This is a genomic window from Anoxybacillus sp. P3H1B, from assembly GCF_001560855.1.
GTDB classification, from domain to species: domain Bacteria; phylum Bacillota; class Bacilli; order Bacillales; family Anoxybacillaceae; genus Anoxybacteroides; species Anoxybacteroides rupiense.
Map to the genome: position 1 here is coordinate 315,423 of NZ_LPUG01000009.1, position 15,651 is coordinate 331,073.

Consider the following 15,651-nt stretch of genomic DNA (forward strand, 5'->3'; position numbering starts at 1 on the left):
TTTCCTTATCTCCTTCTCCATTTTTTCCAAAAAACAGAAATGAGCAAAATCACGATGGCCAGCATCACAATCGTTCCACCTGGTGCCAAATCAATCTCATACGATACCACTAATCCGACAATTACCGCTAATTCGCCAAATAATACCGAAAAAAACAGGGTCTGTTTAAATCCTTTAGCAATGCGAATGCTTGCAGCAACTGGCAGCGTCATTAGAGACGATACAAGCAAAATTCCCACAATTCGCATCGAAGCCGCAATCACTAATGCGACAAGCACAATAAAGATAAAATGAATCGTCTTAGCGCGAATCCCTGATGCTACCGCATATTCTTCATCAAACGAAAGCAGAAATAATTCCTTATAGAGCAGAAAAATCACTGCAATCACAACAAAGGCAATCCCTAAAATAATCCAGACGTCCTGTCGACTAACAGCGCTTACGCTGCCAAACAAATACGTAAACAAATCGGTATTAAATCCATCAGCTAACGAAATAAAAATAACGCTTAGACCGATTCCGCCTGATAAAATAATCGGAATCGCCAGCTCTTGATAGTGCTTATATACGCTGCGTAATTTTTCAATCAAAAGCGAACCAGCAACAGAAAAGCCCATTCCCATGTAAAGCGGATTCCAGCCTATCGATGTCCCCATTTTTTTCTCCAGCAGCAGCCCGGCTGCGATGCCGGCAAGCGTGACATGGCTGAGGGCATCTGCAATCAGCGACAAGCGGCGCACAACAATAAATACGCCCAATAGCGGGGCAATAAAGCCAATTAACATCCCTGCAAAAAACGCATTGCGCAAAAACTCATAATGAAACATATCTCCGATCATTGCAAAGTACCTCCACTAGTGCTGATGAGAGAGCACATGAAGATGGTGTCCGTAAAAATGGGACAAATCACTTTTCTGAAGCTGTGCAAATTCCCCGGCTCCCCCATGAAAATAGAGATGCTTGTTTAAGCACGCCACATGCGTCACCTTTTCTGTAATGGTCCCGACATCGTGAGTCACTAATATAAAGGTAATGCCAAGCCCTTTATTCAGCTCTTCTAGCATGTTGTAAAAATTTTGGACATGATGGACATCGACTCCAACAGTCGGCTCATCTAAAATTAACAGCTCGGGTCTGCTTGCAATCGCCCGTGCGATAAACACCCGCTGCTGCTGGCCTCCCGAAAGCTCACCAATGTTTTTTCGAGAAAATTCGCTCATGCCGACAGCGTCAATCGCATCAAAAACAGCTTGTTTATCTTTAGGAGATAAAAAACGGAATAACCCAAGCTTAGCTGTTAACCCGCTTGCCACTACTTCGTATACAGTAGCTGGAAAGCCTGTGTTAAAACTGTTCGCTTTTTGTGAAACAAAGCCAACGCGATGCCATTCTTTAAACGACGTAATCGGTGTATCAAATAAAAATATATTCCCTTTTTGAGGTTTTAACAATCCTAATATACATTTTAGCAGCGTTGACTTGCCAGAGCCGTTTGGTCCAACTAGCCCTAAAAAAGCTCCTCTCGGGACAGCAAATGTAACGTCCTCCAGCACATTTTCTTTTTCATAGCGGAATGACACGTTCTCCACTCTTAATACCGTTTTCACTGCCATTTTCTTCTCACCTACTGATGAAATAAGTGCGGCTCGTTAGGCGAAAGCCCTTCCCCCGCCGCTTGATACAAGATCTATCATCTATTGATCCGTTCATACAAAAAAGGAATGAATATAAAAAATTAAGAATGATTACGATTTATTTATGAATGTAGTATAGCGAAAAGATCGCCGTTTGTAAATAAAATCGGCTCTCGAGCAACGTTTCATTTTCCGATGCTCTTATACTTCTGGTCGATTCAATCTAACGCGCACTCCCTTGTTTTCGTTCGACCATACAGACACATAAAAAGCATGTGCCCATGATATTCCGCGGCTTTCAACAGAATTTCATAACACATTCTAAGCCTACGCTTCATACGATACACATATAATACAATACATCGCAAAGGGGAGAGGAACCATGAATCTTTATCAACAATTGCTCAATCAAAAAATCAAAACCATCACTCCAGAAGAGCTTGTTTCATACAGTCGGGATTATAATATTCCGCTAACATTAGAGGAAGCGGAGCAAATCATCCAGATCGCCCGCAATAACAAAATCAATATCTTTAATGCGCAAGAAAGAGCAAAATGGGTTCGCGAGCTCGCGAAAATCACATCACCACAAACGGCCAAGCAAGCGAACGAGCTATTTATGAAATTTACCAGCAAAAAATAAAAAATTTCGCATTTGATCTAAACCGCGTTCTTTATGGCAAAATACATTGCCTTGCTATTGCTATTATCCAACCAACAAGCATCGATAATTCTTTCGTGAAATATCCTGGGATGAAACGAACGGTATTTATAAATGCTCACAGTCGAAACCATTCCTTCTCTTGCTTTTCCGTCATCCATCACATAACAGCGGCAAGTCTGTCGGCTGCGAACGCCGACAATCGTTTATAGAACTCGCAGTTCCAGATTTCACCAATTCACTGATGGCCTTCGTGCTGTCATCAATCATGATGAATGAGCGGTATTTGTCAAAACTCGCGGTCAGGAAGCGATTTGGCGGATTGCCTCGATCACGTTCAACTAGCATCACGGATGGTTTTATATATCATTAGATTTCACAGACCGATTTTCTCCATTTATAAGCGGTCTCTGTTACATGTTTGAACATAAAAGCGATCCTATATAATGAGAAGGATCGCTTCTCTGTTTTCCATTCATTTTTCGGCACGCTTTCTCATCAGGGATTCGCTTATCACGGACAGCAACAGAAAGAATGAATCCTGCTATGTTGCCAAGGTAAATTCAACTACCTCATTCTTTTCATGCATAGAGAACGGAACAGTCCTCTATTGATCATGATGCTTGCATAATTTTTGCTAGCACCTCTTCATCAAACTGTCGGCTGCGCAGCATGGCAATTTCAAAACGATATGGCGGCTTTTTATTGTTTTTATCTTCACCAACATATGGAGTTTCTAAAATCTTTGGAATATCTCCCAGTTGTGGATGATGAACAATATAATTAAGGGCTTGGAAGCCGATGTGCCCAAAACCGATATTTTCGTGACGGTCTTTGCGGCTGCCGCGCGGATTTTTGCTATCATTAATATGCAGAACCTTTAACCGCTCAAGTCCAATGATTTTATCGAATTCCTCAAGAACACCGTCAAAATCCTCCACAATATTATAACCCGCATCATGAACGTGACACGTATCAAAGCAAATGGACAGCTTATCATTATGTGTAACGCCATCCATAATTTTTGCTAGCTCTTCAAAACGACTACCGCATTCCGAGCCTTTTCCGGCCATCGTTTCTAAGGCGATTTGCACCTCTTGATCAGATGTAATGACTTCATTTAATCCTTCGATAATTTTGGCAATTCCCGCCTCTGTGCCAGCTCCAACATGCGCGCCCGGATGAAGCACAATTTGTTTGGCGCCAATGGCAGCTGTTCTTTCAATCTCCGCGCGCAAAAATTCCACTCCAAGCTCAAATGTCGCCGCATTCACCGTATTGCCAATGTTAATAATATATGGAGCATGAACGACTATTTCTATAATTCCGTGCTCCTTCATATGCGCCAGTCCCGCGTCAATATTCAGTTCTTCAATCTTTTTTCGTCTTGTGTTTTGTGGTGCACCCGTGTAGACCATAAAGGTATTTGCTCCATAGGAAGCAGCTTCCTCACTGGCAGCGAGCAACATTTTCTTACCGCTCATTGATACGTGGGAACCAATTTTTAGCATCTCCAATCTCCCTTTCCTTCCTAAACCCTTATTTATTTTTCAGGCGCCGCAGCCTTTTTTTCTGCTTTTCCATTTCTTCCTTCATTTTTTTCTTGTATCCCGGCTTTACTTTCTTTGGCTTCTTCACGGTTTTTTTGACAAGCTGATCTATTTCCCCTGCTTGCTTCGTCCGTTTGCTTCGCTGATTCCACGCCGGCAAATCGGTCCATTCTCCGCTTACAAGATCGCGCTGAATAAACTCAATGCCCATTTTTTCTAGCTTTGCTAATGCATCATAATCGGACGGCTCATAAATCGTGGCTGCTACTCCCTCATATCCAGCGCGTCCAGTCCGGCCAACGCGATGCACGTAAAATTCAAGATCGTGAGGCAGCTCGTAATTAATCACGTGACTGACACCTTCAATATCAATGCCGCGCGCCGCTAAATCCGTAGCAACAATGTATTGAAATTCAAGATCACGAATTTGCTTCATAATTTTTTTTCGCTCTCTCGGCGTTAAATCCCCATGCAGCACTCCTACCCTTAATCTTTTTTCATTCAGGGCATAAGCTACCTCATCAGCCATTTTTTTCGTGTTGGTAAAAACAATCGCTAAATACGGATTGTATGCAACAAGCATGTCATACAACAATTTTAATTTATCACGATGACGAAGCGGAACGAGAATATGTTCAATTTTTTCAGCCGTCGCCTGTTTCGGAGCAACATGAACATATTTAGGATTCTCCATATATTTTCGCAAAAATGGCTTTAATTTTTCAGGAATCGTAGCTGAAAATACGAGCATTTGCAGTTGATTGGCCATTTTCGCTGCAATTTGGTCGACATCGAAAATAAATCCCATATCCAGCATTAAATCCGCTTCATCGACCACAAGCATATCCGCCTTATGGACAAACAACGCCTGTTCACGCAGCAGATCATTAATTCTCCCAGGCGTCCCAATAACAAGCTGTGGCTGCTTCTTCAATTTTTCAATCGTCTTTTGCTTATCCGTACCACCGATGAAACATCGGGCATGAATCACAGCATCTGGCGGGCAATGTTTGATCATTTTTAACGCCTCATGATAAATTTGCGTCGCTAGCTCACGCGTAGGCGCTGTAATCACAGCTTGAACCTCTTCACGGGATGGATCGATTTTTTCTATGATCGGCAATAAATACGCATGAGTTTTTCCTGTCCCTGTCTGCGACTGGCCAATCACACTTTCACCGCGAAGAATCGATGGAATCAGGCGCTCTTGGATTTCGGTTGGCTTATAAAAGCGCAGGTGCTTAATGGCTTCTATGATAAAAGGCTGAAATGCAAATCTCTCAAACCGTGTTTCCTTCATTGCTTCATCTCCTTTCATTTGCCGTATTGCCAAATAAACTCGACTTATCATTATAGCCGATTTTCTCTTTTCTATGCAACTATAGGCGGCCGTCTAAATAAAAAACACTTTCGATGATACTCGCATATTTTATGTTATAAACTATTTTAAGAAAGGAGGAAAAAGAGATGATGAGACCCCCAATGCCTCCAACTCCGCCGACTCGCTCATTTCCATTTATGAACTCGTCATTTTCGCCTCCAGCAGCCTATCCACAGCCAAGAATGGGCGGATTTTTATCAAGGCTGCTTTCACGCGGACAACCAATGATGCCTTCCTCTCCTTTCTCCTCGCTGCCCATGATGCAAAACGCTGTCAGTAGCGCCAGTACAGCGACAAGCGGCGGAGGAATTAGCGGCATGCTGACAAATGTACAAAAGATGCTCGGAATTGCTCAAAACGTCGTGCCAATGGTTCAGCAATATGGACCATTTGTAAAAAACCTTCCAGCGATGATTAAAATTTTTAGGGAGCTGAAGCCGACGGATGACAATAGCGAGTCTGAAACATCAGACATAAATCCTGCCAAAGAAAAGGAAGCCAAAGAAGAAAAGAAACAGCATTCCAAAGACCAGAAAGAGCACAAGCCGCGCGACCTGCCATCCGCCAAATCAACAACAAAGGAAAGAACACCAAAAGAAGCAAAACCATCTACCCCTAAATTGTATATCTAGTTCTTCTTTGTATTCTTTCCCCTTCTCCGATATAATGAAAAAGAAGTGCCAATGGGCAGAGCGAAGGAGGGGCTTTACAAATGGAAGTAATCAAAATAACACCGCGCGGCTATTGCTATGGAGTGGTTGACGCGATGGTAATGGCCAGAAATGCCGCGTTAGATCCAACACTGCCAAGACCGATCTACATTTTAGGAATGATCGTTCATAATAAACACGTAACCGATGCATTCTCTGAAGAAGGCATCATCACGCTTGATGGAGAAAACCGTTTAGAACTGCTTGAAAAAATTGAGCATGGAACGGTCATCTTTACGGCGCATGGCGTTTCTCCAGAAGTGAAGAAGCGAGCTCGTGAAAAAGGGCTTGTCACCATTGACGCCACATGCCCAGATGTCACAAAAACCCATGATTTGATTCGCGAAAAACTAAAAGCCGGATATGAAATCATTTATATCGGCAAAAAGGGGCATCCAGAGCCTGAAGGAGCCATTGGTATCGATCCGTCGCGCATTCATCTTGTTGAGACGCTAGCGGATGTTGACAAGCTAAATATTCATAGTGAACACATAATGGTGACGAATCAAACCACCATGAGCCAATGGGATGTAGCGGATATTATGAAGAAAGTGCAAGAAAAGTATCCGCAAGTAGAAGTGCATAAAGAAATTTGTTTAGCCACACAGCTTCGCCAAGAAGCGGTTGCCGAGCAGGCAAAAGAGGCAGATGTAACCATCGTCGTAGGCGATCCGCGGAGCAATAACTCCAACCGGCTTGCGCAAGTATCGGAAGAAATCGCTGGAACAAAAGCATACCGCATAGCGGATGTAACCGAAATCGAAATCGATTGGATTAAAGATGCGAAAAAGGTGGCTGTCACCGCTGGCGCTTCGACACCGACTCCGATCACCAAAGAAGTGATCGAATTTCTCCAGCAGTTTGATCCAAACAATCCGGAAACGTGGAAACGCGAGCGCAAAGTACCGCTGCAAAAAATCTTGCCGAAAGTCAAAACAAAGCAACAAGAAACCGGGGTTTAAGTCAGCCCCGGTTTTTATTTCGCCATTCAGTAGGTTACACAAATGTAAACGGATCTGTATGGACTTTTGACGCATAAACAGCGGTATTCCACTTTTTCTTGGCAAATTCCTGTTCTAAAAAGCGGGCAACTCCCTGTTTCATCACTTTTTCCACATTATGTCCCGGATCAACGATATTTAACCCAAGGGCCATAGCATCGTGCGCTACATGATAATAAACATCGCCCGTTACATACACATCTGCTCCGCTCATTTTCGCTTGCCGAATATATTTATTTCCGTCTCCGCCGACAACAGCTACCTTTTTCACCGGATCGTCAAGCTGTCCTACAACACGAACCGCAGGGACATCAAGCGATTTTTTGACGTGCTCTGCAAACTCTCCCAATGTCGTTTCCTGTAGCAGCTTCCCTACTCTGCCCAATCCCCATGTATGCCCCTGATTGTCAAGCGAATAGACATCATATGCGACCTCTTCATACGGATGGGCTTTCAGCATAGCCGCAATGACTTTTTTTTGCAGAGAAGCGGGGACAATCGTTTCAATCCGCACTTCCTCTACCTGTTCAAGCTCACCCTTTGCTCCAATAAATGGATTCGCTCCGTCTTCCGGCAAAAATGTGCCGATCCCTTCACTGTTAAATGTGCAATAACTATAATTCCCAATATGGCCAGCGCCGGCATGTCCAAGCGCTTCCCGAACAGCAGAGGCATGAGTTTTCGGAACATACACTACTAATTTTTTCAATTTCTCTTCATACGTTGGCGCAAGCACCTCTACTTCCTTCAGTCCAAGCGCCTCAGCGAGCCAGTCATTGACGCCTCCTTGGGCGATATCTAAATTCGTATGAGCTGCATACACTGTGATATTATGCTTTAAGCATTTTTCAATGATGCGCCCTTGGGCTTGATCAGTTAAAATCTGCTTCAGAGGACGATAAAGAGGCGGATGGTGGGCGATCATTAAATCTGCGCGATTAGCGATCGCCTCATCCACTACCTCTTCCAGCACATCTAGCGCAATGAATACAGTATGAATCGGCTTATTCAACGTTCCCATTTGTAAACCGATTGGATCCCCTTCCATTGCTAACGACTTCGGGGCAAATTGTTCAAATAATTGAATGACTTCATATCCATTTGGAACCTTGCTCATCGCAATACCTCCTCGATCAGTTGAATTTTGCGCTCTAGCTCTTGCTTTTTTTTCATACTTTCCTGCGTGAGTGCTTTTTCTTCAAGCTGCGCAATAATTTTCTTCCAATGCTCGAGCTCACTTCGCCATTTTTTTAAAAAGATGTCATTCCTCTCTTTCAGTAAAAACGGGCCAAGAAGCAATTCAGCCTCTATATGGTCATGGTTATAAGGCTTTAAACCGTTTCCTTGCTCGGCGACAAGAACCTCATAAATTTGTCCGTCCTCCTCCAAAATCCGTTCCGCCACAAGCTCCCATCCATGGGAAATCAGCCAGTTTCTCACAACATGTGCTCCGACATTCGGCTGTAAAATCAACCGCTGAACCCCTGATAATTTCTCCTTGCCATTCTCTAGAATATGAGCAATCAACGTTCCGCCCATCCCAGCAACCGTCACACAATCCACTTCATCCGGCTCGATTACAGCCAGACCGTCTCCTTTTCTCACAAAAATAACTTGGCTAAGTCCTGTTTTTTCGACCTGCTTTTGTGCCGAGCGGAACGGTCCGTCAGCCACTTCCCCGGCAACAGCCTTCGTAATATAGCCATGCAAATACGCATAGCATGGCAAATAGGCATGGTCAGATCCTATATCAGCCAGTTTCGATTTTTTCGGTATAAATGAAACAACGGTTTCTAGCCGCTTTGACAGTTTTAACTCATTCATTGTATCTCCCTTTCCGCACTGCGACATGATCGCCTTTATTGTATCATAAACAAAAAATCCCTTCACCCAAGGTAAAGGGACTTTGGCTATTATTGCAATTTTGAAAGCCATTTGGCCATCTCGTCAGCTTTTTCTGGCGGTACAAGTCCTGCAGGCATATTGCCGCGACCGTTTTCAAGGACATGCTTGATTTCGTCTACTGAGAGACGTTTTCCAACACCTTTTAATGACGGACCGACGCCACCTTCGTAATTCACGCCATGACAGCCGCTACATGTTTGTTTATAAAAGTCTTCTGGTTTTGCAGCTGTTGTTTGTTCTGTTTTAGCTCCGCCCTCTTTCTCTTTTGCCATCTCTTTAGCGTCGCCAAGCCCTTTAAATGAAAGAGCAATCATTAGACCAATCCCAAATACCATGATAATAACAAATGGGATTAACGGGTTTCGATTCATCAGTTTAACCTCCCTTATGTATAGACTATCCTGAAAATGTAACCGCTACAAACAATTTTATTTTACTGTAAATCTGGAAGAAGGAAAAGCCCTAAATCACTTTCTCGCTGAAAATCGTCGAAAAAGAGCGACATTACACAAAAAAGGAACCAATGAGCAATGCAATGCCGAACACCCCTGAGATCGCAAAATAAAGCAGCCGCATGCGAAGGCCAAAAACAATCCACAATGCGCAATTTAAAAAAATCACCAAAGCGGAGATCGGCTTGTTTTTGGGAAAATAATAATCACTCAAATGAACAGAAGCCAAAAAGACCAAAAAAGCGCCGATAATGAGCGGCAGATGCACGAGCCTCGCTTCTTTTCTCCATTTCCATATTCCAATAAAGCAAAGAAGAATAAAAAAGGATAAAAGGAGCATTTGCAAAACAAACGACAATTCAGTAAAATAAATGGCAAGAACACTTATTGGCAACAAAAGACAAATTAACAATATAAAGAAAATGTGAAGCCAAGCGCCTGCCCTCCTCACAGCCGTCTGAGCCGAGGAGCGGTCTCCTTCTGTATAAAGCGCTAGCAAATAATCGCAATATTGCTCTGGAAGAAGGCGTGAGCGCTTCCAATATTCAATTTCTCTTACAATGATTTCGCGTCGTTTTTCATCCATGCTGATCGACCTTCCTGGTTGGAAATAAAAATAGTTTACTTCTCTTGCGGCAGAAGTAAACTATTGGTCTCAACCTTTATTTTGTAGACGCGGGCAAGAGCCCGTGAAAAAAGAAGGATCTCCTTCTTTTTTCACACAACGCTCTGCATATGGATTCATGCGATGTTGTTGAGAGCCATTTTTTCAGCGCAGACATTACTCTAAAAAGTCTTTCAAACGCTTGCTACGGCTTGGATGACGCAACTTCCGGAGCGCTTTCGCTTCAATTTGTCGAATACGCTCTCTCGTAACGCCGAACACTTTTCCTACTTCTTCAAGCGTACGAGTGCGCCCATCATCTAAGCCAAAGCGAAGACGGAGCACATTTTCTTCACGATCAGTAAGCGTATCAAGGACATCTTCAAGCTGCTCTTTTAATAACTCATATGCCGCATGTTCGGAAGGGGAGGTTGCATCCTGATCTTCGATGAAGTCTCCTAGATGTGAATCGTCCTCTTCACCGATCGGCGTTTCAAGCGATACAGGCTCTTGGGCAATCTTCAGAATTTCGCGGACTTTCTCTGGCGTCAAATCCATTTCCTCTGCGATTTCTTCTGGAGATGGCTCGCGGCCAAGATCCTGAAGAAGCTGGCGCTGCACGCGAATCAGCTTGTTGATCGTTTCCACCATATGCACAGGGATGCGGATCGTCCGAGCCTGATCAGCGATAGCCCGAGTAATCGCTTGACGGATCCACCATGTGGCATACGTACTAAATTTATAGCCTTTTCGATAATCGAACTTCTCAACAGCTTTAATTAGACCCATGTTCCCTTCTTGAATTAAATCCAGAAACAGCATGCCACGTCCGACATACCGTTTGGCAATGCTGACAACAAGGCGCAAGTTAGCTTCCGTTAACCGCCGTTTCGCTTCTTCATCTCCCTGCTCAATGCGCTTGGCCAGCTCGATTTCTTCTTCGGCAGAAAGCAGCGGAACGCGGCCAATTTCTTTTAAATACATGCGGACAGGATCATTAATTTTTACGCCGGGAGGAACCGTTAAATCATTTAGATCAAATTCCTCCTCTTTTACAAGGTCATCGAGATCTGGATCATCGTCTAAATCCGATTCGCTAATAATATCCACACCCTGCTCCGTTAAATACTCATAGTATTCATCCATTTGATCTGAATCGAGATCGAAACCAGATAAGCGCTCGGCAATTTCTTCATATGTTAATACACCGCGTTTTTTTCCTAATTCCAGTAACTGTTCTTTTACTTGTTCCAGAGTTACATCAGAGTCGACTTGTTTTGAACGAGCTGATTTTTCAGCCATTTCGTCCCCTCCTTCTAAAACTTTCAGACGACATTATGAACTAGATAACAACTTTTTCATTTCGAGAATTTCTTTAGCGATGCGTGCAGCTCTCAGAAAATCCTTCTGGCGCTCCGCTTCGATTTTTTCTTGCTCTTTTTGCTTTAGGTTTAACCATTTTGGGTAATTCAACACATGTTTCATGTAATCATTTAATTCTTGTGATGAAAGGTTTTCATTGATAAGCATCATTGATAGCTCCGTCACAAGCGGTTTTAATCCATCGGGTATTCGCGCAACTAGCGCGCTGACATCAGGTTCGTTTCCTTCTTCATAAAACGCATAAATGTAAGCGGCAATTGCCCGATGCTCCTCAATGTTGAAATCGCCTTGAATCGTCTGCTGCACAGTAAAGGCCACATCTCGGTTTCGAAGCATGTGAGCAAGCAACAACCTCTCAGCGTTATGAAATGCTGGAAAAAGTTTCTTCGAAGGTAGTTGCGGAGCCGCAGTCGACTGCCTACTATTTGAAGAAGCGGCTGTTCTCGTTTTTTTGTAGCGCTCCAGCTGCTGCTGCAAAGCTGACAAGGAGAGAGAAAATTCATCTGCCAGCTGCCGCAGATAATAATCTAACTCGACGGGATTCGATAACTGGGCGATTTCCTTTAGCGCCTCTTCAATATAGCGAATTTGCTCGCTTTCATTTTGCAGATTTTTTCCTTTACGCAAATAGGCCATTTTAAAAGCCATCAATGTGCCGCTCGCTTCAAGCACATTATGCCGAAATCGCTCTAGGCCGTATGTTCTAATATATTCATCTGGATCAAGGCCATCAGGAACAGCGGCGATTCTTACGTAGCATCCTGCTTTTTCTAAAAGCTCCGCTGCCCGAAGAGTGGCTTCCACCCCTGCTGTATCACCATCATAGCAAATGACGATCGACTCCACGTTGCGTCTGAGAATGCGCGCTTGCTCGTCAGTTAACGCTGTGCCCATCGTCGCAATAGCATTTGAAACTCCCGCTTTAAATGCTGAAATAACATCAGCAAACCCCTCGAATAAAACAGCCTGCTGCAGCTTTCGAATATGCAGCCGAGCTTGATGAAAATTATATAAAATCTTACCCTTATGAAAGATCGAGGTCTCTGGGCTGTTTAGATACTTCGGCTGTCCTTCTCCTAAAATGCGTCCGGAAAACGCGACCGCTTCTCCGTGATGATTATGGATTGGAAACATCACACGATTGCGAAAACGATCAAAATATTCTCCGTTTTCCTTTCGAATCACGAGTCCGGCTTTTTCCATCAGGTCAAGCGGAAACCCACGGCTTTTTAAAAATTTCACAGCAAAATCCCAAGAATGAGGCGAATAGCCGATTTCGAATTGCTCGATTACTTCGCGGGTCATGCCTCGCTCCTGTAAATAATCAAGTGCATGTTGCCCCTCTTTTGTATTTATGAGCAAATGATGATAAAATTTCTTTAAAAGTTCATGCGCCTCTATCATTTTTTTGGCATCGCTTGCTTCAGCTGACCTTTTATGCTGATGATCAAGAGGGAGAGGCGCCAAATCTATATTGGCCCTCGCTGCCAGCCTTGCGGCTGCATCGGTAAACGAAAGGCCTTCTATGTCCATTAGGAACGAGAACACGTTCCCGCCCGCTCCACAACCAAAGCAATGGAAAATTTGCTTTTCGGGTGAAACCGAAAAAGACGGCGTTTTCTCTCCATGAAACGGACATAGTCCAAAATAGTTACGTCCTTGTTTTTTCAGCTGAACGTAATCGCTGATCACATCAACAATATCGACTGATCGCCGGATTTCTTCAATCATTTCTTCGGGAATGCGGTATCCCATACGAACAACTCCGTAATTTTATTATTCTCGTCCTATGCCTTATTTCCTGCGGATTTCGACAAAATTTTTTCGAAACTTTTTCGAAAGGTCTGCCGCTCTTCGTCAGAGAAACGTTTCATTCCTTTCATACGCACACCTTGTCTCCGTTGTTTTGCATGAAGATAGCGAATATAGAGCACATGTCCTATCCCATCTTCGCTATACATTTTTCCTTGAGGAGACATCACACAAATGTCCCGATTGACTAATAAGCTTGCCAATCCGATATCGTGCGTAATCACAACATCCCCCTTTTGCGCATGATTAACAATATACAAATCAACAGCTTCTCTTTCCGTATCTACATATACCCACTCCATTTCCGCCACATGTGAAAAATGGTTATATGAAGATACAAAAACACTTTGTACATTATATTGACGAGCAAGAGAGAAAATTTCATCTTTTACAGGACAAGCGTCTGCATCGACAAAAACAGTCATATGTCGCCCGTCGCCTTTTTTACATTCTACACCATCTTCAAAAATCCTTCTTCTCCTCCCATGAACATAAACGAATTTTGTCGACATCTTCCTCTTGACAATAAGCTATCAATAGTTTACTCGTTCTATCTCTGCTCTAAACGTAGCACGGTTTATTTTTATCACAATTTTTTATTATAATACAATCAATACGAATGCGCCAGAAAAAAATAAAAGAATGCCTATGATGCTAGTCGAGCGTTATGTCCAACCATAGACGGAGCTCGACATGTTAACCCATGCACAACTATGGAGTTCAACGACCTTGGCTTATCTCCGATCCTCGAAAAAAGGATTCTATTTTTGGAACGGCTATATGCGCTTCCATTTCTTTACCTAACACTAAGACAACATTATCTGGCACCATGAACAAAACGATAGATGCTGCAAAATCATGCATTTTCCAGCTAAAAGGCAATTCAAAAATATCACGAATGATCGCTGAAAAGTCGAAGACCGAAACAAACAAAAAAAGAAGCCATTGATAACATTGCATGGATAGCAATGAAAATCATGAGGCTTCCCCTTATAGCTTCCGTTTTTTCATGATAATATTCGCGGTCTCTTCGATCGCTTTGTTCGTCACATCAATGACATCGCAGCCGATTTGCTGAATTACTTGCTCAAAATAATTAAGCTCCTCCTTAATGCGTTCCATATTCGCATAGATCGCTTTATCGTCAAGCCCTAGGGCTCTGAGCCGCTCCCGACGAATGGAATTCAGCTTTTCAGGGCTGATTTTTAAGCCGAAGCACTTCTCTCGAGATACTTTAAACAATTCTTCTGGTGGCTCGACTTCCGGCACAATGGGCACATTGGCGACTTTTAAGCGTTTATGAGCCAAATACTGTGACAGCGGCGTCTTAGAAGTGCGTGACACCCCGATCAACACAATATCAGCACGCAAAATGCCGCGCGGATCCCGCCCGTCATCATATTTTACAGCAAATTCAATCGCTTCGATCTTTTTAAAATAATCTTCATCTAATACGCGAACCTGCCCTGGTTCATAGCGAGGAGTCATATTGAATAAATGGCTCATTTTCTCCATAAGCGGACCAATAATATCATATAGCTCCACACCTTCACGTTCAGCCTCTTCAATTAAAAACTGGCGCATTTGCGGCACGACAAGCGTAAAAGCAATAATCGCATGATTCATTTTGGCTAGCGCAACCACTTCCTTCAACGTGGAGACATCTTCTACATAAGGAACGCGCTTTAGTTGAATAGCAGCGCTATTAAATTGGCTTGCGGCCGCTTTGACGACCAATTCAGCGGTTTCTCCGCCTGAATCAGAAACCACGTATACAACGCGTTGATTCATCTTCATCCTCCTTAAAGCAAATCATCTTTTGCTAGCGCAACAAAAGCTTTTGTAATATTTGTTTTGGTGATTCGTCCAATCACCTCATATCCCTTGTCTGTTTTTTTTACGACCGGCATGGCATCAATTTGTTTTTCAATGAGCCGCTCAGCCACATCAATCAACAGATCATCTTTATAACAGACATTGATGTTTGGCATTCTTGTCATAATGATGTTAACCGGAATCGAAGTCAGCTCCTGCTTGCCAATGCTCGCTCGCAATAAATCTTTGCGCGACAAGACACCCACTAATAAAGATTCTTCATCCACGACAAACAATGTCCCGACATCCTCAAGAAACATCGCCACAATGGCGTCATATACGCTGACATTTTCATTGACTACGACAGGAATCGATTGAAAGTCACTGACTTTCATTTTTTTTATTCGATCCGCTAAAAGCTGTGTTCCTGTTTTTCCTGTATAAAAATAGCCGACTCTCGGTCTTGCTTCCAAATAGCCAGCCATTGTTAAAATCGCCAAGTCGGGACGCAGCGTCGCTCTTGTTAAATTTAATTTTTCTGCGATGTTTTCCCCGGTAATCGGTCCATGGTCTTTGACGATTTGTAAAATTTGTTCTTGGCGTTTATTCAGTTCGATTTTCACTCACCACCTTACCAAAAACTAAAAAAGGCTGTACTCATACGAACCTATTATAACGTAATGATTCATTTTACGAAAGGAAATCAAGAAAATTCGCTTTGTTCTAAAAATACGTGCATCGTT

The 15,651-nt window shown here is 43.1% G+C and carries 16 protein-coding genes; 3 read left to right on the forward strand and 13 right to left on the reverse strand.

All coding sequences use genetic code 11. The annotated features are described in order from the left end of the window. Positions 1 to 5 precede the first annotated feature (5 nt). The gene (locus AT864_RS01895) at positions 6 to 839 is read right to left on the reverse strand and encodes a metal ABC transporter permease (protein ID WP_044744545.1); all 834 of its coding nucleotides are present in this window, start codon (positions 837 to 839) and stop codon (positions 6 to 8) included. Positions 840 to 854: 15 nt separating this feature from the next. Then, entirely contained in the window at positions 855 to 1,613 is a 759-nt protein-coding gene (locus AT864_RS01900) for a metal ABC transporter ATP-binding protein (protein ID WP_066145885.1), read from the reverse strand. Positions 1,614 to 2,016: 403 nt separating this feature from the next. Between AT864_RS01900 and AT864_RS01905 the strand changes: the two genes are divergently transcribed. After that, positions 2,017 to 2,277, forward strand: coding sequence for a DUF2624 domain-containing protein (locus AT864_RS01905; protein ID WP_066145887.1), 261 nt, complete (start codon positions 2,017 to 2,019; stop codon positions 2,275 to 2,277). Positions 2,278 to 2,909: 632 nt separating this feature from the next. On the opposite strand, the gene AT864_RS01910 is transcribed toward AT864_RS01905, so the two are convergent. Both AT864_RS01910 and AT864_RS01915 read right to left on the reverse strand, forming a co-directional pair. After that, positions 2,910 to 3,806 (reverse strand): deoxyribonuclease IV, encoded by an 897-nt coding sequence (locus tag AT864_RS01910; protein ID WP_066145890.1) that lies wholly within the window; start codon positions 3,804 to 3,806, stop codon positions 2,910 to 2,912. A 28-nt stretch (positions 3,807 to 3,834) separates the two neighbouring features. Next, positions 3,835 to 5,145 carry a DEAD/DEAH box helicase gene (locus tag AT864_RS01915; protein ID WP_066145893.1) on the reverse strand — a complete coding sequence of 437 codons (1,311 nt, stop codon included), beginning with the start codon at positions 5,143 to 5,145 and terminating at the stop codon, positions 3,835 to 3,837. Positions 5,146 to 5,312: 167 nt separating this feature from the next. Between AT864_RS01915 and vrrA the strand changes: the two genes are divergently transcribed. Both vrrA and AT864_RS01925 read left to right on the forward strand, forming a co-directional pair. Beyond that, the gene (gene vrrA / locus AT864_RS01920) at positions 5,313 to 5,858 is read left to right on the forward strand and encodes a VrrA/YqfQ family protein (protein WP_066145898.1); all 546 of its coding nucleotides are present in this window, start codon (positions 5,313 to 5,315) and stop codon (positions 5,856 to 5,858) included. An 80-nt stretch (positions 5,859 to 5,938) separates the two neighbouring features. Continuing rightward, positions 5,939 to 6,898, forward strand: a complete 960-nt coding sequence (locus AT864_RS01925; protein ID WP_044744550.1) for a 4-hydroxy-3-methylbut-2-enyl diphosphate reductase — start codon at positions 5,939 to 5,941, stop codon at positions 6,896 to 6,898. A 34-nt stretch (positions 6,899 to 6,932) separates the two neighbouring features. On the opposite strand, the gene AT864_RS01930 is transcribed toward AT864_RS01925, so the two are convergent. The 9 genes from AT864_RS01930 to AT864_RS01975 all read right to left on the reverse strand — a co-directional run bounded on the left by AT864_RS01930 (position 6,933) and on the right by AT864_RS01975 (position 15,525). Continuing rightward, positions 6,933 to 8,054: a Nif3-like dinuclear metal center hexameric protein gene (locus AT864_RS01930; RefSeq protein WP_066145899.1), complete on the reverse strand. Its 1,122-nt coding sequence runs from the start codon at positions 8,052 to 8,054 to the stop codon at positions 6,933 to 6,935. Further along, positions 8,051 to 8,761, reverse strand: coding sequence for a tRNA (adenine(22)-N(1))-methyltransferase TrmK (locus AT864_RS01935; RefSeq protein WP_044744697.1), 711 nt, complete (start codon positions 8,759 to 8,761; stop codon positions 8,051 to 8,053). The genes AT864_RS01930 and AT864_RS01935 overlap by 4 nt, the downstream gene beginning before the upstream one ends. A gap of 89 nt (positions 8,762 to 8,850) precedes the next feature. Then, complete coding sequence (cccA, locus tag AT864_RS01940) at positions 8,851 to 9,213, reverse strand: cytochrome c550 (protein WP_066145902.1); 363 nt, start codon at positions 9,211 to 9,213, stop codon at positions 8,851 to 8,853. Positions 9,214 to 9,346: 133 nt separating this feature from the next. Next, positions 9,347 to 9,880, reverse strand: coding sequence for a hypothetical protein (locus AT864_RS01945; RefSeq protein WP_066145904.1), 534 nt, complete (start codon positions 9,878 to 9,880; stop codon positions 9,347 to 9,349). Positions 9,881 to 10,075: 195 nt separating this feature from the next. Then, a complete protein-coding gene (gene rpoD, locus AT864_RS01950; protein ID WP_044744554.1) occupies positions 10,076 to 11,200 on the reverse strand; it encodes an RNA polymerase sigma factor RpoD in 1,125 nt (374 codons plus the stop codon). Between the two features lie 33 nt (positions 11,201 to 11,233). Next, positions 11,234 to 13,036: a DNA primase gene (dnaG, locus tag AT864_RS01955; RefSeq protein ID WP_066145906.1), complete on the reverse strand. Its 1,803-nt coding sequence runs from the start codon at positions 13,034 to 13,036 to the stop codon at positions 11,234 to 11,236. A gap of 32 nt (positions 13,037 to 13,068) precedes the next feature. Beyond that, positions 13,069 to 13,518, reverse strand: coding sequence for a YaiI/YqxD family protein (locus AT864_RS01960; protein ID WP_044744556.1), 450 nt, complete (start codon positions 13,516 to 13,518; stop codon positions 13,069 to 13,071). A 565-nt stretch (positions 13,519 to 14,083) separates the two neighbouring features. Further along, the gene (locus AT864_RS01970) at positions 14,084 to 14,884 is read right to left on the reverse strand and encodes a pyruvate, water dikinase regulatory protein (protein ID WP_066145910.1); all 801 of its coding nucleotides are present in this window, start codon (positions 14,882 to 14,884) and stop codon (positions 14,084 to 14,086) included. An 11-nt stretch (positions 14,885 to 14,895) separates the two neighbouring features. Beyond that, the gene (locus AT864_RS01975; protein WP_044744698.1) at positions 14,896 to 15,525 is read right to left on the reverse strand and encodes a helix-turn-helix transcriptional regulator; all 630 of its coding nucleotides are present in this window, start codon (positions 15,523 to 15,525) and stop codon (positions 14,896 to 14,898) included. Positions 15,526 to 15,651: the final 126 nt, after the last annotated feature.

What these genes read in the sequence shown, in the direction of transcription:
- AT864_RS01900 (WP_066145885.1), bottom strand. Translation starts at nt 1,613, where the DNA reads ATGGCAGTGAAAACGGTATTAAGAGTGGAGAACGTGTCATTCCGCTAT.
- AT864_RS01935 (WP_044744697.1), bottom strand. Translation starts at nt 8,761, where the DNA reads ATGAATGAGTTAAAACTGTCAAAGCGGCTAGAAACCGTTGTTTCATTT.
- AT864_RS01910 (WP_066145890.1), bottom strand. Translation starts at nt 3,806, where the DNA reads ATGCTAAAAATTGGTTCCCACGTATCAATGAGCGGTAAGAAAATGTTG.
- AT864_RS01915 (WP_066145893.1), bottom strand. Translation starts at nt 5,145, where the DNA reads ATGAAGGAAACACGGTTTGAGAGATTTGCATTTCAGCCTTTTATCATA.
- cccA (WP_066145902.1), bottom strand. Translation starts at nt 9,213, where the DNA reads ATGAATCGAAACCCGTTAATCCCATTTGTTATTATCATGGTATTTGGG.
- AT864_RS01925 (WP_044744550.1), top strand. Translation starts at nt 5,939, where the DNA reads ATGGAAGTAATCAAAATAACACCGCGCGGCTATTGCTATGGAGTGGTT.
- AT864_RS01905 (WP_066145887.1), top strand. Translation starts at nt 2,017, where the DNA reads ATGAATCTTTATCAACAATTGCTCAATCAAAAAATCAAAACCATCACT.
- AT864_RS01960 (WP_044744556.1), bottom strand. Translation starts at nt 13,518, where the DNA reads ATGACTGTTTTTGTCGATGCAGACGCTTGTCCTGTAAAAGATGAAATT.
- AT864_RS01930 (WP_066145899.1), bottom strand. Translation starts at nt 8,054, where the DNA reads ATGAGCAAGGTTCCAAATGGATATGAAGTCATTCAATTATTTGAACAA.
- AT864_RS01970 (WP_066145910.1), bottom strand. Translation starts at nt 14,884, where the DNA reads ATGAATCAACGCGTTGTATACGTGGTTTCTGATTCAGGCGGAGAAACC.
- AT864_RS01895 (WP_044744545.1), bottom strand. Translation starts at nt 839, where the DNA reads ATGATCGGAGATATGTTTCATTATGAGTTTTTGCGCAATGCGTTTTTT.
- vrrA (WP_066145898.1), top strand. Translation starts at nt 5,313, where the DNA reads ATGATGAGACCCCCAATGCCTCCAACTCCGCCGACTCGCTCATTTCCA.
- rpoD (WP_044744554.1), bottom strand. Translation starts at nt 11,200, where the DNA reads ATGGCTGAAAAATCAGCTCGTTCAAAACAAGTCGACTCTGATGTAACT.
- dnaG (WP_066145906.1), bottom strand. Translation starts at nt 13,036, where the DNA reads ATGGGATACCGCATTCCCGAAGAAATGATTGAAGAAATCCGGCGATCA.
- AT864_RS01945 (WP_066145904.1), bottom strand. Translation starts at nt 9,880, where the DNA reads ATGGATGAAAAACGACGCGAAATCATTGTAAGAGAAATTGAATATTGG.